This window comes from Streptomyces sp. AM8-1-1 (genome assembly GCF_032229325.1).
GTDB classification, from domain to species: domain Bacteria; phylum Actinomycetota; class Actinomycetes; order Streptomycetales; family Streptomycetaceae; genus Streptomyces; species Streptomyces achmelvichensis.
Window position 1 is genome coordinate 485,380 of the sequence record NZ_CP135086.1, and the last position, 19,387, is coordinate 504,766.

Annotated in this window: 13 protein-coding genes and 1 pseudogene; 11 read left to right on the forward strand and 3 right to left on the reverse strand. The window is 69.1% G+C overall.

The features are described 5' to 3' along the window. Window positions 1–86 precede the first annotated feature (86 nt). The 6 genes and pseudogenes from RPQ07_RS02145 (at window position 87) to RPQ07_RS02170 (ending at window position 8,971) form a co-directional block, all read left to right on the forward strand. Window positions 87–1,370 carry an MFS transporter gene (locus RPQ07_RS02145; protein ID WP_313942248.1) on the forward strand — a complete coding sequence of 428 codons (1,284 nt, stop codon included), beginning with the start codon at window positions 87–89 and terminating at the stop codon, window positions 1,368–1,370. 164 nt (window positions 1,371–1,534) lie between these two features. Further along, a pseudogene (locus RPQ07_RS02150) lies at window positions 1,535–1,867 on the forward strand (ankyrin repeat domain-containing protein); the annotation flags it as partial. Between the two features lie 366 nt (window positions 1,868–2,233). Continuing rightward, window positions 2,234–2,812: a snapalysin family zinc-dependent metalloprotease gene (locus tag RPQ07_RS02155; protein WP_313942249.1), complete on the forward strand. Its 579-nt coding sequence runs from the start codon at window positions 2,234–2,236 to the stop codon at window positions 2,810–2,812. Between the two features lie 395 nt (window positions 2,813–3,207). Continuing rightward, the gene (locus RPQ07_RS02160; RefSeq protein WP_313942250.1) at window positions 3,208–6,249 is read left to right on the forward strand and encodes a family 16 glycoside hydrolase; all 3,042 of its coding nucleotides are present in this window, start codon (window positions 3,208–3,210) and stop codon (window positions 6,247–6,249) included. Between the two features lie 165 nt (window positions 6,250–6,414). Next, window positions 6,415–7,590, forward strand: a complete 1,176-nt coding sequence (locus RPQ07_RS02165; protein ID WP_313942251.1) for an epoxide hydrolase — start codon at window positions 6,415–6,417, stop codon at window positions 7,588–7,590. A 139-nt stretch (window positions 7,591–7,729) separates the two neighbouring features. Beyond that, window positions 7,730–8,971: a cation:proton antiporter gene (locus tag RPQ07_RS02170; RefSeq protein ID WP_313942252.1), complete on the forward strand. Its 1,242-nt coding sequence runs from the start codon at window positions 7,730–7,732 to the stop codon at window positions 8,969–8,971. A gap of 25 nt (window positions 8,972–8,996) precedes the next feature. Here the strand turns inward: RPQ07_RS02170 and RPQ07_RS02175 are convergent, their stop codons facing one another. Next, window positions 8,997–10,100, reverse strand: coding sequence for a hypothetical protein (locus RPQ07_RS02175; RefSeq protein WP_313942253.1), 1,104 nt, complete (start codon window positions 10,098–10,100; stop codon window positions 8,997–8,999). 160 nt (window positions 10,101–10,260) lie between these two features. On the opposite strand from RPQ07_RS02175, the gene RPQ07_RS02180 reads away from it, so the two are divergent. After that, entirely contained in the window at window positions 10,261–12,546 is a 2,286-nt protein-coding gene (locus RPQ07_RS02180) for a SpoIIE family protein phosphatase (RefSeq protein WP_313942254.1), read from the forward strand. 371 nt (window positions 12,547–12,917) lie between these two features. Next, window positions 12,918–14,054: a PP2C family protein-serine/threonine phosphatase gene (locus RPQ07_RS02185; protein ID WP_313942255.1), complete on the forward strand. Its 1,137-nt coding sequence runs from the start codon at window positions 12,918–12,920 to the stop codon at window positions 14,052–14,054. A gap of 96 nt (window positions 14,055–14,150) precedes the next feature. Here RPQ07_RS02185 and RPQ07_RS02190 read toward each other — a convergent pair whose 3' ends face one another. Further along, window positions 14,151–15,137: an SDR family NAD(P)-dependent oxidoreductase gene (locus RPQ07_RS02190; protein ID WP_313942256.1), complete on the reverse strand. Its 987-nt coding sequence runs from the start codon at window positions 15,135–15,137 to the stop codon at window positions 14,151–14,153. Between the two features lie 182 nt (window positions 15,138–15,319). Here RPQ07_RS02190 and RPQ07_RS02195 point away from each other — a divergent pair, with 182 nt between their 5' ends. From RPQ07_RS02195 to RPQ07_RS02205, 3 genes are all read left to right on the forward strand, one after another. Beyond that, on the forward strand, window positions 15,320–16,270 hold the full coding sequence (locus RPQ07_RS02195) for an AraC family transcriptional regulator (RefSeq protein ID WP_313942257.1): 951 nt from the start codon (window positions 15,320–15,322) through the stop codon (window positions 16,268–16,270). 9 nt (window positions 16,271–16,279) lie between these two features. Then, window positions 16,280–16,828, forward strand: a complete 549-nt coding sequence (locus RPQ07_RS02200) for a GNAT family N-acetyltransferase (RefSeq protein WP_313942258.1) — start codon at window positions 16,280–16,282, stop codon at window positions 16,826–16,828. Window positions 16,829–16,971: 143 nt separating this feature from the next. Beyond that, window positions 16,972–17,331, forward strand: a complete 360-nt coding sequence (locus tag RPQ07_RS02205; RefSeq protein ID WP_313942259.1) for a hypothetical protein — start codon at window positions 16,972–16,974, stop codon at window positions 17,329–17,331. 96 nt (window positions 17,332–17,427) lie between these two features. Here the strand turns inward: RPQ07_RS02205 and RPQ07_RS02210 are convergent, their stop codons facing one another. Further along, window positions 17,428–19,167, reverse strand: coding sequence for an MOSC and FAD-binding oxidoreductase domain-containing protein (locus tag RPQ07_RS02210; protein ID WP_313942260.1), 1,740 nt, complete (start codon window positions 19,165–19,167; stop codon window positions 17,428–17,430). Between the last annotated feature and the right edge of the window lie 220 nt (window positions 19,168–19,387).

Genomic DNA, 19,387 nt, shown 5'->3' on the forward strand with positions numbered 1-19,387 from the left:
ACATACGACTTCGCCCTGCCCTCAACCCGATCGGTTGGGGGCCGGGCCGCTCTGCCGCACGGCACAACAACAGGGGGAACCACAGCATGTCCGCACACCAGCGAAGAATCCGAACAGGCCGCCTCTGGATTCTCGCGGGGATCGTCCTACTCTCCATCAACCTGCGTCCCGCGATCACCGGCACTGCCCCGGTCCTCGGCGAGCTGAGTGCCCGCTACGGACTGGACGACACCGGAGCCGCCGTCCTCACGACCCTGCCCGTCCTGTGCCTGGGAGTATTCGCTTCCCTCGCCCCGCCGCTCGCCCGTCGCGTCGGCACCGAACCGGCCATCGTCGCCGCCCTCGGCCTCATCACCGCCGGTATCGGTCTGCGCGGGCTGGCCTCACCCCTCGCCCTCTACACAGGAACGGTCCTCGCCGGCACCGGCATCGCCATCGGCAACGTCCTCCTGCCCGCCATCATCAAGCACCGATTCCCCATCCGCACCGGCACACTGACCGGGATCGCCATGACGATCATGGCCGCATCCGGAGCTGTGGCCGCCGGACTCGCCATCCCTCTCGAAGAGACGATCGGGTGGCATCTCGCGTTCATCGCCTGGGCGTTGCCCTCCCTGGCGGCCGCGCTGCTGTGGGTGCGCAACGCCCGCACGGTCCGGTACCGACGCATCGCCCCGGTCTCACGGGGGCGCCACGCCCGCCGCCCCGATTCGGTGCCCGCCGACGCGGAGCCCACCGGACGGCTGTTGCGCTCCGGGCTGGCCTGGTCCGTCGCCGGATTCCTCGGAGCTGTGTCGTGCACGTTCTACGTGCTGGTGTCCTGGCTCCCGATGATCCTCCAGGACTACGGCTACACAGGATCCGAGTCCGCGGCGATGCTGTCCCTGATGATGCTCGTCGGCATCCCTTTCGGCTTCGTCATCCCTCTCGCTGCCACACGACTGACCGACCAGCGGCCCCTGCTCCTCGCTGTCCTGGCCGTCATGGCCGCGGGACTCGGCGGCCTGGTCCTCGCCCCCGCCCACGCCTGGACGTGGGTTCTCGTCACCGGCGTCGCCACCGGCAGCGCCTTCCCTCTCGCGATCATCCTCCTCGCTCTCCGCTCACCCTCACCCCCGACCACCGCACGCCTGTCCGGCATGGCACAGACCGTCGGCTATCTTCTCGCCGCCCTCGGACCCCTCACGATGGGCCTTCTCCGCAGCGACACCGGCAGCTGGCAGACACCGCTGATGGTGCTTCTCGTGCTGCTCGTGCCCAAGACCGTCCTCGGCCTCTACGCGGCCCGCCCGGGCCTCGTCCACTCCCGGCTCATCGCCACCGGAACCGGGCCTGACGCGGAAAGCACCCTTGCGCTGAGCAGCAGGTGAAGGAGCGGCACACTGCTGTGTGTTGGTGGGCAGGTGTTGCCACGGCAGTGGTGGCACCTGCCCACCGGCTGCGGCGCGAGCGCCCCGGCCCCAGACGTCATGAGCGTTGCTCAGCGGTTCCCTACCCGCTGGTGGCACGGGAGGGTGGAGGGTTAGCGTTCGCTGTGGAGAATTACTGGACGCCGGCCCACCAGGCTGTCGAACTCGAAGACGCCGAAACCCTGGCACGGCTGCTGGCAGGCGGGGGCGACCCCGATGAAGTGTTCAGCAACATGACGCTGCTGACGCATGCCATGGATGCTGAAGGTGACGGCGCTGTGCAGAGCGGCAAGCCGCTGACCGTCCACACCACTGCAGTCCTACTCGCGTTCGGTGCCGACCCGGAGCTACCCGACCCCGACGGTCGCACCCCCATGGAGATGGCGGTGAACTACGACCACCACCTGGCGGTGACGTTGCTGCAGACGCACATCAGCCGACGAGCCTGCGCTGAGAGGCCCGGCCTCTCGCGTGTGTTGCGGTGGGTAGCGCCACGCCCGAGTCGCCGTGGTCGCCGGTAGGAGAGGATCCGCAGCCACAGCGCCGGTGCATCCCGCCCGGGTGACGGCGGAGGGGGCTGGGGGACGACGCACGATCCGGACGCGCGGAAGGTGCGCGACGAGCTGAGCGAGGTCGACGTCGCCAACTCAACTCCGCAGAGGCGTACTTGACAGGGGCATGGCCAGTACGCGGTGATGGGCACGTTCCGAATCCCCCGGGAGATTCGGCAACTGCCCACCGGACTCCGTCCGTTCAGCAGTCGCCGCCCTCTCCCGCACTTTCGGTTCCGCATGGAACCGACCCCCACGAGTGAAGGGACAGCAATGCCGCACTCCCTATGGTTGAAGGCCGCCGGCGCCGCCGCAGCGGTCACCCTGATCACGGCACCGACGGCGAACGCCACGTCCGCGCCTGAGCCTGCCGAGTCGAAAACCACGGCAGCGACCGTGACACTCCGCTACGACGACAGCCGTGCCGCCGGCTGGGAGGCGGCGATCGCCGCCGGAGTCGCCGCGTGGAACTCGAACGTCGACAACGTGAAGCTGGTCGAGGCCGCGCCGGGAACCCGGGCCGAGATCCAGATCGTGGCCACGAGCGGCTGGCCGCAGGCGACCCTCGGACCGGTCCGTCCGGGCGGTCAGGCCCGTGTCGAACTCGGCAGCCAGGCAGTCACCCAGGGCCACGACAAGATCCGTATCGCAGCCCATGAGATCGGCCACAACCTGGGCCTGCCCGACACCAAGCCCGGCCCGTGCTCCCAGCTGATGTCGGGTTCAAGCGCGGGCACCACCTGCAAGAACGCGGTCCCGAACGCGGCTGAACAGGCCCGCGTGGAATCCGCCTACGCCAACGGCGTCGTGCGCACCCCGGCCGACGGACGCATCCTGGTGGATGCGCCCTAGCCGGTAGGACCACCACAAGGCGAGGTGCCTGACCCGAGTTGAGGGGTCAGGCACCTCGCCCGCTTCTCGGGCAGGCGACCTGCGCGCCGGACGCAGATGGGCCCCCGGAGGGTGACCGGCCCGCCCGGACCGCGGCTCCTCGCGTGGCCTTGCCGACCACGGAGACCTCACACGCAAGAGAAGTCCTCATGGTCAACACCCGGCAAGTTTCCACTCGTTGAGGACAAAGTATGGACGGTTCGAGGTGACCTTCGTACGCTGGGCGTCGATTTCGCACGGACGTCTGCGTGCCTCACGGCGGAACGCGCCGCAGCACCCGTACGTGGACGAAAACCACTCCGCGTTCGAGGCGGGACCTCGGACGCGCCGCCTCGCAGCGCCCAGCAGGAGGAAGAGTGACGCCACGCAAGGCCCCGGCCCTCCGCACCATTCGCCGCAGACCACGCAGAATCACCGGGCTGCTCCTCGCGGCCCTGCTGACCGGCGGCCTCGCGGCCCCTGTCGCCGACGCGGACGAGAAGCCCTCTCCGGGCGACAAGCCCTTCGCGGACTTACCGCCCCAGGAACCCGGCGTCACTCTCCGCGTCTTCGACGTCCAGTCCCCGCTGAGCAAGCTCTGCGATCTCAAACCGGCCCAGACCCCCAACGTCGACAAGCTGATCCCCACCGCCGACTGGTCCTCCACGGAGGGCTTCGGCTTCACCGACAACTTCGTGTCGCAGATCCTCGGCAACATCAACGTCCCCGCAGACGGCACGTACGCCTTCCGCCTCATCAGCGACGACGGCTCCCGCCTCTTCATCGGCGACAAGAAGGTCATCGACCACGACGGGCTGCACGGTGCCGAGCCCAAGGACGGCGAGTCGGCCCTGACCCCCGGCTACCACGCCCTGCGTATCGACCACTTCGACCGCGGCGGCGACCAGCAGGTCACACTGCAGTGGAAGCCGCCGGGCGCCGACGACTTCACGCTCGTCCCCCAGTCCGTACTCAGCACCGACGCCGGCGTCGTCCGCGTCACCGCTCCCGGTCGCAAGGAGTGCGAGGGCAGTTACGACACCCCCGGCGACGGCCTCCCGCTGACCTCGGTCAATCCCGGCTATACCCTCACCGATCTGCGCCCCAAGGGCTTCGAGCCGCAGGTCTCCGCGATGGACTGGCTGCCGGACGGGCGGCTCGCCGTGACGACGTGGGGCGGCAGCACCAAGACGGAGGGAGAGGTGTACGTCCTCGACCACGTCACGGGTGACACCGGCCCGGAGAAGGTCACCTACAAGAAGATCGCCGGTGGGCTCAAGGAGCCGATGGGGATCAAGTACGTCGACGGAAAACTGTACGTCTCGGAGAAGCACCAGCTCACCGAACTCTCCGACATCGAGGCCGACAACGCCTCGGACGAGATGCGCAAGATCGCCGAGTGGCCCTACGGAGGGAACTTCCACGAGTTCGCCTTCGGCCTGCTCTACGAGAAGGGGGACTTCTATCTGAACCTCTCGGTCGCCATCAACTACGGCGGCGCGACCACCGATCCGCAGCCTGCCGCGAACCGCGGCACCACCATCAAGGTGAACAAGAAGACCGGCAAGGTGACCTACCTGGCCGGCGGCCTCCGCACGCCGAACGGGATCGGGCGGGGCCCGCAGGGCGAGCTGTTCGTCACCGACAACCAGGGCGGCTGGCTGCCCGCCTCCAAGCTGGTCCACGTCGAGCAGGACCGCTTCTTCAACCACTACACCAACCCGGACGGCCCGTTCGACGACCGGACGGTCAGCAAGCCGGTGCTCTGGCTGCCGCAGAACGAGATCGCCAACTCCCCCAGCACACCGATGCTGTTGGAGAAGGGCCCCTTCGCCGGGCAGATGCTCTTCGGCGACGTCACCTACGGCGGGCTCCAGCGCGCCGACCTGGAGAAGGTGGACGGCGAATACCAGGGCGCCGTGTTCCGGCACACCCAGGGCCTGGAGGCCGGCATCACCCGCATCAGCACCGGACCGGACGGTGCCATCTACGCCGGCGGCCTCGGCGCCGACGGGAACTGGGGCCAGGAAGGCAAACTCCGCTTCGGCCTGCAGAAGCTCACGCCGAACGGCAGGACCGCCTTCGACATCAAGACCATGCGCGCCACCCGCGACGGCTTCGACCTCACCTACACCAAGCCCCTGTCGGAGGAGACGGCCGCCAAGCTGACGAACGGCGCCTACTCCGTCGAGCAGTGGCGCTACGTCCCCACCCCGGCGTACGGAGGCCCCAAGGTCGACGAAGAGGTGCTCCCGGTCACGGGCGCCCGGCTCTCCGCCGACCGTCGGACCGTCCGGCTCACCATCCCCGGCCTCAAGACCGACCGGGTGGTGCACGTACGTTCACCGCGCCCCTTCGCCTCGGACGCCGGTGAGCAACTCTGGTCCACCGAGGCCTGGTACACGCTGAACGCACGCCCCGGCCCCGAGCAGCCCACCACCTCGTACGACGCGGAATCGGCGCGCCTGTCCGGCGGAGCCGACATCGACACCGAGCACGCCGGCTACACGGGCGGTGGCTTCGTCGACGGCTTCAGCACCCAGGGCGCCACCGCGACCTTCGAGGTCGAGGCACCCGCGAAGGGCAGCTACGACGTGGGACTGCGGTACGCCAACGGGCCGCACCCCTTCACCGGCACCAAGACCCTCGGTGTCAGCGTCAACGGCGGCCAGGCACAGCAGACCGGCCTCCCCTTCACCGGCGCCTGGAACCGCTGGTCCACCAAGACCGAGCGGCTCGCCCTGCGCAAGGGCCGCAACACCATCACCTACACCTACCGGGCCGAAGACACCGGTCACGTCAACCTCGACATGATCGAGGTGCGCAGACCCGGCAGTCGTATCGACCTGTTCTCCGGCGGCAGCGTCTCCACCGCCTGGCAGCACACCGACGGCCGCAGCGCCGAATGGCCGCACACCGCCGACAACTCCATCGAGGTCTGCTGCGGTGACATCCGCACCAAGCAGGCTTTCGGCGACTTCAGACTGCACGCCGAATTCCGGGTGCCGAAGCTGCCGGACGACGTCACCGGGCAGGACCGCGGCAACAGCGGCATCTACCTCCAGGAGCGGTACGAGATCCAGATCCTGGACTCGTTCAAAGTGGCGAAACTCGCCGCGAACGAGGCCGCGTCCATCTACAACAAGAAGGCCGCGGACCTGAACGCCTCCACCGCACCGGAGACCTGGCAGACGTACGACATCGTCTTCCGCGCGGCCCGTTTCGACGCCGCGGGCAAGAAGACCGATGACTCCAGGATCACCGTGGTGTGGAACGGCAAGAAGGTGCACGACAACGTCGCGGTGGACGGCCCGACCGGCGCGGGCGACGCGGAATCGGCCGCGGCGGGCGCGATCAGGCTCCAGGACCATGGCAACAAGGTCCGCTTCAGGAACGTCTGGATCGAGCCGCTGGACTGACAGCCCGGGATCGTCCCGGGCCGGCGACGCCACCGTGCGTAGGTACGGCTTCGTCGGCCCGGGGCGTACCGGCTGCCAGGGCACCGGCAGCGGGTTCCGTCCTCGTCGCGGCGCGCAGGTGCGGGCGCGGCGGAAACGCGGGCCGACGCCGTTAGCATGCCTCGCATGCCGGAAGCCCTGCCCCAGCCGGACCCGTTCACCCCGCAGGCCGATCCCGCCGTGCTCGAAGACCTTCGGGCGCGGCTGCGCGCGACACGCTGGCCGGACAGCCCCGAGAGCGCCGGGTGGTTCCTCGGGACCGACGTGCACTACCTCCGTGAACTCGTCGGCTACTGGGCGGACGTCTTCGACTGGCCGGCGCAGGAGGCGGCGCTTGCCCGGCTCCCTCGCTTCCGTGTGCCGCTCGGCGGTCTCGGAATCCACTTCGTCCACGCCCGGGCTGTCGCGTCGTCAGGTCCGGTGCTGCCGTTGGTCCTCAGTCACGGGTGGCCGGATTCGTTCTGGCGGTACACGAAGGTCATCCCCCTCCTGACCGACCCCGGAGCGCACGGCGCCGATCCTGCCGACGCGTTCGATGTGGTCGTGCCCGACGTACCGGGCTTCGGGTATTCCGACGCTCCCATCGGTCCCCCTCTCGACTCCATCGCCGTCGCCGGTCTGTGGGCCGAACTCATGGGCCTCCTCGGCTACCCGCGGTTCGGTGCGGCGGGCGGGGACATCGGCAGCCATGTGAGCCGCTACCTCGCGCTCGATCATCCGGACCGGGTGGTGGCCGTCCATCGAACGGACGCCGGTGTTCCCGTGTTCACCGGCGACCTGGCGGACCTCGAACCCGAGGAACGCGCCTGGCTCGAGGGCGTAGCGGCCTGGGGCGGTAGTGAGGGCGCCTACGCCGCAATGCACCGTACGAAGCCTCAGACCGCTGCCGTCGGTCTCAACGACTCCCCGGCCGGGCTCGCCTCATGGATCGTCGAGAAGCTCCGAGCGTGGAGCGACTGCGACGGGGACATCGAGCGGAGCTTCACGAAGGACGAGATCCTTACCAATCTCACGCTCTACTGGCTCACCGGGACGATCGGCTCGTCGATGCGCATGTACCGGGCGAACGCGGCGATCCCGGCCGCGCAGCACGCCCGCCGGGTCGAGGTGCCGTCCGGATTCTCGCTCTTCCCCGGTGACGTCGTCCGGCCGCCGCGGGCGTGGCTCGAGCGCACGACGAACCTCGTGCGCGTGACCGAGCCCGCACGCGGCGGGCACTTCGCGCCGTTCGAGGAGCCGGAGCTCTACGCCGAGGAACTGCGCGAGTTCTTCCGCCCGTACCGCGCGGCGGCGAAGGGCTGAACGCCGGCGCATTGATCCGGACGACCGCGCTTCCATTGAAGTCGAGGCATTCCCCGGCAGCGTCGTCAACGGCTGCGTGGCCTGCCCGCCTAAGCTTTTGCGAGTCCCGGGGGGACGCGCAGAGTAGGAAGCGGGTGGCATGCTTGCCGTCGCGGTCATTGCCGGAATTCTGTTCGTGTGGTCGCTTCTCGCCCACCGGCTGTCGCGCTGGAGCATCACCGCACCCATCGCGATGATGTGCGCGGGAATCGCTCTGACGGGAGGCTCGGATCCCCCGCTGCGGTTCGACCTCGACACCAATGTGTTCGAGCACGCGGTGGAAGTCGTTCTGGCCCTGCTGCTCTTCGTGGACGCCATCGAGGTTCCCGGGGGAATCCTCGGACGGGAGAAAGGGCTCGTCCTTCGGCTTCTCGGCGGTGCACTGCCGCTCACCCTGGGCGGCGCCTTTCTGGCCGGGTACCTGATCTTTCCCGATCAGTCGGGCTGGCTGCTGGCGGTCCTCGCGACCATTGTCGTCCCGCTCGACCTGGCGCCCACGGCGGCCATCGTCCGGGACACCCGTATCCCGGCCCGGCTGCGCGAGGTGCTCAACGTCGAAGGAGGCCTCAACGACGGCATCACCTCGCCGATCTTTCTGCTCTGCGTCGCCGTTGCCGCCGAATCCCACGGCTCACATGCCGACTACGCGGACGCGCTGCTGCAAGCGGTCGAGGCGGCGGGCTGGGCGCTGGCCTCGGGCCTGGTCGTCGGCGGTGCGGCCGGGTGGCTGCTGCGTACGTCCTGGTCGCACGGGTGGACTCATCCCTCGGCCACGAGGTTGGGTGTGCTCGCCGTCCCGGTGGCCGCGTACAGTCTCTCCTCCGCCGTGGGAGGGAACGGCTTCGTCGCCTCCTTCGTGGCCGGTGTGTTCTTCGCCCCGGCGATGCGCCGGCTCCCGGAGAACGCGGCGGCCATGACCGACGACCTCGTCGCGCTCATGACCCTCGCGCTCTGGTTCCTGTTCGGCCAGATCGTCAACAACGCCTTCTGGGACGGCTTCCATGCCTCGGTGATCCTCTACGCGCTCCTCGTCGTCACTCTCGTCCGCATGCTCCCTGTACTGCTCGTGCTCACCGGGAGCGGGCTGAAGCGCTCGGACAAACTGTTCCTCGGCTGGATGGGCCCGAGAGGCGTGACATCGATCGTGTTCGGGTCGCTCGCGGTCATCGATCTGCCCGGCGAACAGGCGGACTTCATCGTCCGCGTCATGGTGGTGACCGTGATGCTCAGCATCGTGCTGCACGGACTGAGCATCGAGCCGCTCGGCCGCTTCTACGCCCGGCGCTCAGGCGGAGCCCAGTCCGAGGAGCATGCGGAAGCACGGCCGGACCGCGGGCCGTGACCGGCGCCGGCAGACGGGCCGGTACTCAGGTTCTGTGGTCCGGAAGAAGGCTGCGCACCGTCGCCGCGGCGATCGAGAGCACGATGACGGTGGCGAGGCAGACGATCGCCCAGGCGAGCTGACGCCGGCCGTCGAAGGTGGCCTCGCCGAGCCAGTGCAGGCCGTAGTTGGCCGAAGCCGAGACGGGAAAGGTGAAGTTCCAGAAATTCAGATTGAAGGGCAGATTGATGTATGCCCTGAACAGGGCGATCTGGATGAGCACCATCATGATGAAGACGCCGAAGAAGGCCAGCTGGAGGGGGCCGACCGGTCCGGGGTACGCGAAGAACGTGGCGATCCCTCCGGTGGCCGGCGGGGCCAGAAGCACGGAGAGCGAGGGAATGACCGGCACGGGCAGAGGGCCGGCCGTGATGAGTCGAGCGGTGATGACGCCGCCGATGATGACCCAGAAGAAGATGCCGACCCCCAGAGCCGTCCTGGCAGCCGGAATGGCGTGGACGCTGGAAAGGCCGATGCTGGCGATGAACGGCCCGGCCACCAGCGGGAGGAAGTATCCGGGATGCAGTTGTTTGAACGTCAGCTGCCCGGTCAGCCAGTGAGCGAACAGCTGAGCGGCCACGGTCGCCAGTGCGGCAACGAGGATCCAGCAGACAGTTCTCGCCGCTTGCAGAGGCATGTACTGACCGAAGTGCGCGAGCAGCAGAATCCCGACAACGGGCAGGAATGCGGCCCCTGCTCCGGAGACCGCGCTTTCCCTGTCGTCCCGGAACTCTCGGGTGTTCCGCAGCCTCTCGCCGATGTAGACGGTGGAGAACAGAATCCAGAGGACCGCGGCGATCGAATAGAAGGTGACCTCGATCCACGCGGGCGCGCCCAGCGTCACAGCCGCTACCGCCCATGCACCGCCAAGACCCGCGAATCCCAGCGGAATGGCGAAGTGCGGGAGACTGACCAGTCTTTTCGCGGAGGACTGCGCGGTCGAACTCATGGCACCCGGCCCTGCATTGACGGTGTGGATGCGGTGATGTGGATGCTGTCCGACGGAGTGGACCACAGGCGCACCCGGGCACGATTGCAGACCGACAATTCTACTCGGACGCGCCTGGCCCCGCGCGGTGGGCCGGACCATCGGGCAGGTGGCGGTGGGCGCGCAGGTGGCGCTGGACGGGGAGCCGGCTGCCGGTTGCCGACGCGGCGCTCCCCCGTCAAGCTGGAAAGGATGCCGCACAGCCGGATCGCTGCCGCGTAGCGGGAGGCAGTGGACGGGGCTGTGCGAGGAGGTGCCGCTGATGGCACACGAGAGTTCGTTCACTCTGGACGACAGCGGAAATGTCTCCAGCTGGCGTGACCCCACGGGCAGGTACTTTGCCCTCTCCGCCGACCCCGTGGGACAGCCTGCCGGCCGCCTTCTCTCCGACCTCCTGGACCACCTCGCAGCACAGGGCGATGCCCCTGCGCCGGCCGCCCTGCTGCTCAGCGTGGGGCGCCACGGCACAGAGACTGTCGTCGACATCCGCGGTACCGCTCCCAGCCTCCGGGCCGCGCACGTCGAAGCGGCCTTCGAGTACTCGGCGTTCGAGCAGTCCAGCGCCGGGCTGGAGGTGTACGACACCGAGCTTCGTGTCCTGCGCAGCAACTCCGCGGCCCTGGCCATGCGCGGTCGCCCGGCCGGCGACGTACTGCAGCACCGCGTGGCGGACCTCGGCTCGCGCCTCCCCCTTGCCGCGGTTCTCGAGCAGGTGCTGGACGGCAGCGAACCAGCTGTCCAGGGCAGGGTCGGCGGGCACGACGGTCATGATCACCCCCGTGTCTTCGCCGTCACCGCATTTCAGCTCCTGGACGAGCAGCAGACCATCGGCGTCGGAGCCGTGATCCACGATGTCACCGAGCAGGACCGCGACCGGACGGCAGCGCACCTTCTCGCCCAGGCGCACGCGGAGATCGGCACCACACTCGACGCGATGCGGACGGCGCAGGAACTCGCCGGCGTCGCCACACGGGATTTCGCCGGCGCCGTCTCGGTCGACCTCATCGACGCGGTCCTGCAGGGAGGCGAGGCGCCGGCGCCGCCGGTCGGCACCGATGTGCCCGTGCGCCGGGCCGCCTTCGAGTCGCGGGGCGAACTGCAACCCGTCTACGCCGTCGGCGAGATGAGCTACTTCGTGTCCCCGACCCCTTACACGCAGGTGATGGCCGACCTCACACCCCGACTGCTGGACCCGCACACATCGCCGTCCGACTGGCTCACGCACGACGCCGCTCGCGCAGGCGCCCTGAGGGACGCCGGGGTCCATTCGATGATCGTGCTGCCCCTGTCGTCCCGCGGGCGTCTCCTGGGGCTCGCCAGCTTCTATCGAGGACCGCGCCACCCCGTCCCCTTCGACACCCTCGATGTAAGCCTCGCCGAGCAGGTGAGCGCCAAGGCATGCGTTCACATCGAGAACGCGCGCTGCTACACCAGGGAGCACACCACCGCCGTCGCGCTCCAGCGGAGCCTGCTCCCGCGAACGTTCCCGGAGCTCTCGGGGGTGACGACGGCGCACTTCTACACACCGGGATCCCGGCAGACGGTCTGGTTCGATGTCATCGCGCTGTCCGGAGCCCGTGTCGGTCTGGCCATCGGGCAGGTTCCGCAGCAGGGAGTCGACGCATCCGTGACCATGGGGCGATTCCGCACGGCCCTGGACACCCTCGCCGGGCTCGACCTGCCGCCCAACGAGCTACTGGCTCATCTCGACGATGCCACCGGTCATATCCTCCCCGCCGGTGCCCGTCCGCAGCCGGGGGCATCGCCCGCCACCGCGGATTCTCCCCGTTGCCTGTACGCCGTCTACGACCCCGTGACCGGGGAACTCGCGGCGGCCTCGGCCGGCTGGCCCGCCCCGCTCGTGGCATCCGCCGACGGTGACGTGACCATCGTGGACGTGCCGGTCGGGCCCCCACTCGGACAGGGTGCGAGCTACGACGTGAGCCGTACGTCCCTGGCTCCGGAGAGCATGCTGACCCTCTACTCACAGTCGCTCCTGGAGCCCAGCGCCCGCGCGGAGGAGCGTATGGCCCAGCTGCGCCAAGCGGCTCACCATGCGGCCCACGACCCCAGAGCGACCTGCGACAGCATTGTGCACAGCCTGCTGGGGCAAGATCCGGGTGACGGGGCTGCCGTTCTGGCGGTCCTCACCCACCGCCTTCCCGCCGAGTCCGTCGCCACCTGGACGGGCAGCCGGGAGCCCGCCGCGGTGGCCGAGTCCAGGGAGAAAGCCGGTCACCAGCTCGAGGACTGGGGGCTGGAGGCTCATACGTTCACGACAGAGATGATCGTCAGTGAACTGGTGACCAATGTGATCCGCCACGCCAGCGGCAACCCGACGGTACGCCTCATACGCGACCGCTCACTGACGATCGAAGTCTCGGATGAGGCCGCCACATCACCGCACCTGCGTCATGCCCGGGCACAGGACGAGAACGGGCGGGGCCTGCTGATCATCGCAGCGCTCGCTCGACGGTGGGGAACCCGCTACACACCGAACGGAAAGATCATCTGGGTCGAGGAAGCGCTCGGCGACGACGATGCGTAGCAGCCCCGTCGCGTCCTGCGCGGGTCGGTCCGGGCGCCGGCGGCCCCGAAAGAACCGTATGTCCGTCGAGCCGACCGCCACCAGGACGAGGAGGTCGGGACGGCCGGCGGGCCGGGAGGCATTCAGCGGCCTCCGCGCACTTCTGGGACGGTGACCGCCCGGCCGGAGCCCGCCTTCGACGCACGCCGTGTCGGGCATCCGAGTGACGCCGACCTTCCCTCACGTACAACCGCCGGGGCATGGGATACGGATGTCCCTGCGCCCTCGGTGCCCTGCTGCTCCGGCGCGAAGTCTCGGCTCCGACCGGTCCCGGACCGTGTGGGCAGGACCGTGGGCGCTGTCACGACGTCGGCCGGAGGGCAGGAGCAACGGTGCACGCCTCGAACGATCCTGATGCACCGGATGCGGTGAAGAGCCGCGGCTCGCGCGCAGGCTCGCTCCCCTGGCGAACCGTGTGGTTCTCGCTGGTCGGGGTGACGGTGGTCCTGGCGTTGACAGGTCTTCTCCTCGGCAGGGAGACCAGGCTCGCTCCCTTCCTCATCGTTCTGCCGGCGTTGTTCGCCGGCAGGGGCAGCGTCCGTCAGACCGTGTTCGCGTCCGTCTGGGTCAACCTCGTCGTCATCGCCTCACTCATCGACACACCGCTCGACACACTGGCGGCGGATGTGGGAGTGGTCGTCTTCGCGCTCGTGTTCACCGGCCTGAGTGTTGCCGGAGCGGCCCAGCGCGTCCGCAGGGAGGGAGAGATCGCCCGGCTACGTTCAGCGGCAGCCGCCCTGCAGCGTCAGATCCTTCGCCCGTTTCCCCTGTTGACCGACGACTTGCTCGTCCAGGGTCTGTACGAGCCGGTGGAGGAGGACAGCCGGGTCGGGGGCGACATCTACGAGGTCGTGGACTCGCCGTACGGAAGCCGTGTGTTCATCGGCGATGTCCAGGGCAAGGGCCTGTCCGCGATCAGCGCTGCCTTCGCCGTGCTGACGGCCTTCCGGGAGGCCGCGGTGTCGGAGCCCACGCTCACGGCGGTGGTGGACGCCCTCGAGAACTCGGTGCTGAGGCACAACTCGTTCGCGGCTCAGGCGGGAGAACGGGAACGGTTCGTCACGGCCCTCGTCCTCGGCATCAGTTCCGGTCCTGAAGCCCAGGCGATCAACTGTGGCCACGTCGAGCCCTACATCCTGCACGGCGATCAGGCGGGACCGGCACTGCGCCACGAGCCGTCGGTGCCGCTGGGTCTGGCGTCGCTGACTCCGGAGCCACGCACCGTGGAATGGTTCGACTTCCCGCCCGGCTCCACTCTGCTGCTCTGCACGGACGGTGTCACCGAGGCCCGCGACGCCGCGGGCGCCTTCTATCCGCTGGAGGACCGCGTGACCCACTGGGGCGAGGTGGCTCCCCGCGATATCGCGAGGACCGTGCACCGTGAGCTGCAACAGCACACCGGTGGCAGACCGACGGACGACACCGCCGTGCTGGTACTCAGGAGACGAGCCGACACCGGTTCGGACTGATTCCTCGGAGGACCAGGTGTGGGGCCCGTGTCCGCCGCGGCGGGGCGGCGGCCCGGACCGGTGAGGCGGCTGCCGCGGTCCGCCTCAGGGTGGTGGTCACCCCTTGATCAATTCCTCGCTCAGCTCCCAGAGCCGCCGCGCGGACTGCGGATCGATGGCGTACTGCACGACGTCGGCAGGGGGCGCCTTCTCCGCGCCCGTGAGGGGCTGCGGGTCCCTGTCCAGTTCCGAGATGTCGTTGTCCTTGAGGTAGACGCCGCCGATCCCCTCCAGCAGAGGGCTGGTGGAGGCGAATACGGTGGTGGCCGCGCCCTGTTGGACGGTCTTGATTCCGCGCTCGAGGTCGACGACCGGCTGCCCGTGCTCGTCCATCAGGCCGGTGGCCTTCAACTGCTCCTCCCCCACCGAGCTGTTCAGGCTGGTGCCGGCGACGATGCCCGGGTGCACGGCGTAACCGCGGATCCCGTCATCGGCCCAGCGCCGGTCCAGTTCGACGGCGAACAGAACGGCGGCGGTCTTGGACTGGCCGTAGGCGAGGAAGCTCTGGTAGCCCTCGGTGAAGTGGAGGTCGTGCCAGCGGATGTCGCTGAGCCGGTGGCCACCGGAGGACAGGTTGACGACGCGCGCTCCACCGGCGGCCCGCAGGGCGGGCAGCAGGCCCAGGGTGAGCTGGAAGTGGCCGAGGTGGTTGGTCGCGAACTGCATCTCGTAGCCGCGCGCGTCGACCTCCCGCTTCTCGTGGAGCGGGACACCGGCGTTGTTGATCAGGATGTGCAGCGGTCGGCCGGAGTCGGCACGGCGGGCGGTGAAAGCCTCGATGGAGGCCGGGTCGGCCAGATCCAGCCTGCCGACCTCGACGCGCTCGATGCCCTCCACGGTCTGGGTGGCGCGTTGCGGATTGCGTGCGCCGACGGTGACGGACGCGCCGGCCTTGCTCAGGGCCCGCGTGGTCTCCAGACCGAGCCCCGCATGGCCTCCGGTCACGATCACGTTGACGCCGGTCAGGTCGATGCCGGTGAGGACGTCGTCGGCTGTCGATGCCGACGTGAATCCGGATCCGAGAGGGTGCTGGTTGTGGGTCATGCATTCACGCTAGGAATCAACGGGAGGATCCTGAATACCTAAAAGTCCTGATTCCTTTCGCGATCGTTCAGCGGGTCGCGATACCGCGCCCGGGTGATCGGCGGCCCGCACTCATCTGTACGGGCAATGCCGGATCACCCGGTCTTTTTGCTCGGTCGTCCGGAGTGCGCGATGGTGTACCCATGCGCGGCGACCCGTTGTCCGGGGTGCTCGACCTCATCGAGATCCAGGGACTGATGTCGAGCGGCTTCGCCGTGGACGGGTCATGGATCGCCCAGGGAGCTCTCGACCATCCACTGAAGTTCGTCGCGGTGGCCAGGGGCCGGGCCCGGGTGACCACCGACGGGTGCGACGGGCCTGTGATCCTCGATGCGGGTGACGTCGCCCTCCTGAACCACCGGTCCTGGCTGACGGTTCGCGGAGGGCCCGAGGACGAACCCCCCGTGGAGATCGACGTGACACGCGTGGGCTTCACCTCGCTGGAGGAAGACGGCGCGGACGTCGTTCTCGGCGGGCACATCGACCTCAACCCGATCGGCCGGGAGCTGTTCACACACACGCTGCCTCCGATGGGTCTCGTGCGCGCCTCCGTAACGGACACCCCCCTGCGCGACCGCCTTGTGCACCTGTTCGACGAAGCGGCCGGCGGGCGCATCGGCTCATCGTTCGCCATCCGCCAGCACGGCCAACTCCTCCTGCTGGACATGCTGCGGGTCTACATCCACCAGGCGGAGATCCCCCCGGGCTGGCTGCGGGTGCTGACCGACGAGCGGCTCCATCCTGCGGTGGTCCTCATGCACGAGGACCCGGGCAAACCGTGGCGACTCGAGACCCTGGCACAGGCTGCCACGATGTCGAGGACCTCCTTCGCGACGCTGTTCCGGACGGCGGCCGGTATGCCGCCGCTCGCCTATCTGAACCGGTGGCGGATGCTGCTGGCACAGCGCGCCCTGCGTGCCGGCGACGACAGTATCGGCGCGATCGGCGCGACCTTGGGATACACGTCGGAGAGCGCCTTCAGCACGGCGTTCAAACGAGAGGTCGGCGAGTCACCGCTGCGCTATCGCAGTCGTGTCCGCAGCCAGGCGGTCGCCGCGGGGTCCGATGAGCCGTTGACGGCACAGGAGCCGTAACGTTGGCCCATGCCCACGATGCCGTCACGGATTGAACTGCGCCCGCTCGCCCTCTCCGACCAGGAGGAGTTCTGCACACTCGTGCGGGCCAGCTCCGAGCTCCATCAGCCATGGATGCAACTACCCGCGACCGCCGAGGACTTCCGGGTCTGGATGCGCCGCTTCGAGGACGGCACCAACCTGGGCTTCCTGATCCGTGTCCGGGAGACCGGAGCAGCCGCCGGCATGGTCAATATCAACTCGATCATCCGGGGCCGCTACCAGGGCGCGTCCCTTGGTTATGCGGCCTTCGCCCCGTCCGCAGGGCACGGGTACATGACCGAAGGGCTCACCGCCACTCTGCGGCACGCCTTCACCGACCTGCGGCTCCACCGGCTGGAGGCCAACATCCAGCCGGCGAACACAGCATCCCTCGCCGTGGTCCGGCGGCTGGGCTTCCGCTACGAGGGACTGTCGCCCGACTACCTCTACATCGACGGCGGCTGGCGGGACCACGAACGCTGGGCCATCACCGCACCGGCCCCCTGGACCCCCGACCCCTCCCTTCCCGAGGTCTGAGTCGCGCGACGCCACTGGTGAAACAGCCTCCAGGGCAGGGGAATTGGTTCGAGACATCGTCCGCGATCGTGACACCATGCACGGCATGACGACGAACCGAAAGGCCCATGCCGCGTAGTCGGCCGGCCCACCTCAGGACCGGTATGTCCCGGCACCGGACACCAGCCGCACGCCCGGTCATCGACGGCCTGTCCTCGCGCGCACTGTCCGAGATCGCCTGTCTCGAGCGCACCCGCAACTATCTCCGACCAGGAGACATCAGCGCGGCCGTGCGCTTGTGGAAGGACTACGTCCACCGTCCTGAGCGCGAGTTGTGGCACGACTACGAGTGGGGCAACGTGCACTCGTACTGCTGCCCCGACCCTCTCGAAGCCCGCTCTCTCCTCGACACCGTGACGCATGCCCTGACACCTCGAAGCGCACGCGAACTCCGCCGGATCATCGGCCGGTTGGACGCCGTCTGGAATCGGCGGTCTCCGCCGTACGACGCAGACGGAGGCTGACGGGCAACCTCGGTGACGGTTGACGGGACGCAGGGTGCAGCCGGGCGCGTGGCGACCGACAGCGGGAGGGTTGGGTGTGCATGACGCCGGCCGTCCTCACATGTCCAGGACGATGTCGCCTTCGGGCTGGGCGCAGCAGATGAGCACCTCGCCGTCGGGTGGGAGCTCCAGCGGCGCCGGGGAGTAGGTGACGCCACCGGACAGGACGCTGGTGGTGCACGTGTGGCAGACGCCGGTGCGGCAGCTCCAGCGGGTGGGGACGTCGCAGGCGTCGGCGAGTTCCAGGATGCTGCGTTTGCCGTCCGGGAAGGGCGCGGAGATGCCGCTACGGACGAAGGTGACCAGCGGGCCGGTGCCGGGAGGTCCCGGCGGCTGGTGGGGTGGCCGGGTGGCCTGCGCGGTGAGGCCGGGGTTGATGGACGCCAGGGTCCCGAACAACTCGGTGTGGATGCGGGCCGGGGCGATGCCGGCCGCGGTGAGTGCCTCCTGCATGTCCGCGGTGAAGGAGGTGGGGCCGCAGATGTAGGCGGTCGCGTCGGACGGGAGCGACAGCGCTGTCAGTCTGTCCCTGGTCAGGCGGCCGTCGACGGCGTGGACCCGGCGCCGTTCCCCGGGTGTCGCCGCGCTGTAGAACACATGCTCGTGGGCGTGCGGCATGGAAGCAATCAGGGCGTGCGCCTCGGCCGCCAGTGGATGTTCCCGCGGACTGCGGGCACCGTGGATCCACCAGACCTCACGGCCGCTGTCCCGCTCGGCGAGTTCGTGCAGCATCGACAGCACCGGCGTGAGCCCGATCCCTGCGGAGACGAGGACGACCGGGCCGGTCCCTTCGGCGAGGACGAACTCACCGCGAGGCGCCGCGACTTCGAGGACCGCACCCGGGCGCAGCTTCGTGGTCAGATAGCCGCTCGCGGTGCCGTGCGGCTCATGTTTGACGCTGAACCGGTAGTGGCCGGTTTCGGTGCTCGATGACAGTGAGTAGCTGCGTACGAGGGCCGGTTGGCCGGCATCGGGGATCCGCAGTGTCAGGTACTGGCCCGCGCGGGCGGGCGGCAGCGGGGTCCCGTCCGGGGCGCCCAGATGGATCGAGGAGACTGTCGTGGTCTCGCGGACCACCTCGGCCACGCGCAGCTCGCGGAAGCCGTCCCAGGCCGGTCCGGCGGAGGTGGGCGCGGCGGCGGTGTCCGGACGCTCCGCGGCATCCAGCAGTTCGCGGAACGAGCCCTGCCAGCCGGGGCTCAGGGCGGGGATCTGCATCGCCAGGCGCAGCTTGGCCAGGTCCCGGCCGGGTAGGTAGAGCAGCGCGTCGATGTCGGCCACGGTCAGCTTGCCGGGCCCCGTCGCGGTCTTCTCGATCCGGTCACCGGCCTGGATGTGTCCCTCGTGGAGGACCCGCATGTAGAAGCCGGGGCGGTGGTGGCTGACCAGCAGCGCGGGCATCTCGGGCCGGCCGAGGCGCAGGCCGACCCGGTAACAGGTGACGCGGGGCTGGGTGACTTCGAACTCGGCCTCGCCGATGCGGTACCGGTCTCCGATGCAGACCTCGTCGTCGGGCAGGCCGTCGACGGTGAGGTTCTCCCCGAACCGGCCGTAGTCGAGGTCGTCGCGTCCGAAGTGCTGCTGCCAGTGGCGGTAGGAGTCGAGCTGGTACACGAGGACGGCCCGCTGCTCGCCGCCGTGGCCTGCCGTGTCCCCCTGGCCGTCACCGTCGATGTTGAGCCGGCGGACCATGGCCGGCCCGTGGACCGGGTACTTCCACACACCCGTGTAGACGGTCCTGCCCTGCCAGGACACGTCTTTCGGCATGCCGACGTTCACGGACAGCAGTGTGGGCATCGGTCGCTCCTTCCCCGGGCGCCGTCGGCTCCGGCGGTACGACGGCGCAGCTCACGGCTGGCTGACGGCCGTCGTTTCGTCGAGCGTCGAGCGTGAGGTGCACCTCGACGCCGCGCGAGACCACGTTCCGGTTCGGTTCCAGGCTCTGTCGTCCGCCGCCGACGTGCACCTCGACGGTGTGCGGCCCGAACGACACCCATCCTGAGTGACGCCGCACCTC

What these genes read in the sequence shown, in the direction of transcription:
- RPQ07_RS02170 (WP_313942252.1), top strand. Translation starts at nt 7,730, where the DNA reads ATGCTTGCCGTCGCGGTCATTGCCGGAATTCTGTTCGTGTGGTCGCTT.
- RPQ07_RS02155 (WP_313942249.1), top strand. Translation starts at nt 2,234, where the DNA reads ATGCCGCACTCCCTATGGTTGAAGGCCGCCGGCGCCGCCGCAGCGGTC.
- RPQ07_RS02180 (WP_313942254.1), top strand. Translation starts at nt 10,261, where the DNA reads ATGGCACACGAGAGTTCGTTCACTCTGGACGACAGCGGAAATGTCTCC.
- RPQ07_RS02205 (WP_313942259.1), top strand. Translation starts at nt 16,972, where the DNA reads ATGTCCCGGCACCGGACACCAGCCGCACGCCCGGTCATCGACGGCCTG.
- RPQ07_RS02145 (WP_313942248.1), top strand. Translation starts at nt 87, where the DNA reads ATGTCCGCACACCAGCGAAGAATCCGAACAGGCCGCCTCTGGATTCTC.
- RPQ07_RS02175 (WP_313942253.1), bottom strand. Translation starts at nt 10,100, where the DNA reads ATGGTCCGGCCCACCGCGCGGGGCCAGGCGCGTCCGAGTAGAATTGTC.
- RPQ07_RS02165 (WP_313942251.1), top strand. Translation starts at nt 6,415, where the DNA reads ATGCCGGAAGCCCTGCCCCAGCCGGACCCGTTCACCCCGCAGGCCGAT.
- RPQ07_RS02210 (WP_313942260.1), bottom strand. Translation starts at nt 19,167, where the DNA reads ATGCCCACACTGCTGTCCGTGAACGTCGGCATGCCGAAAGACGTGTCC.
- RPQ07_RS02195 (WP_313942257.1), top strand. Translation starts at nt 15,320, where the DNA reads ATGCGCGGCGACCCGTTGTCCGGGGTGCTCGACCTCATCGAGATCCAG.
- RPQ07_RS02200 (WP_313942258.1), top strand. Translation starts at nt 16,280, where the DNA reads ATGCCCACGATGCCGTCACGGATTGAACTGCGCCCGCTCGCCCTCTCC.
- RPQ07_RS02190 (WP_313942256.1), bottom strand. Translation starts at nt 15,137, where the DNA reads ATGACCCACAACCAGCACCCTCTCGGATCCGGATTCACGTCGGCATCG.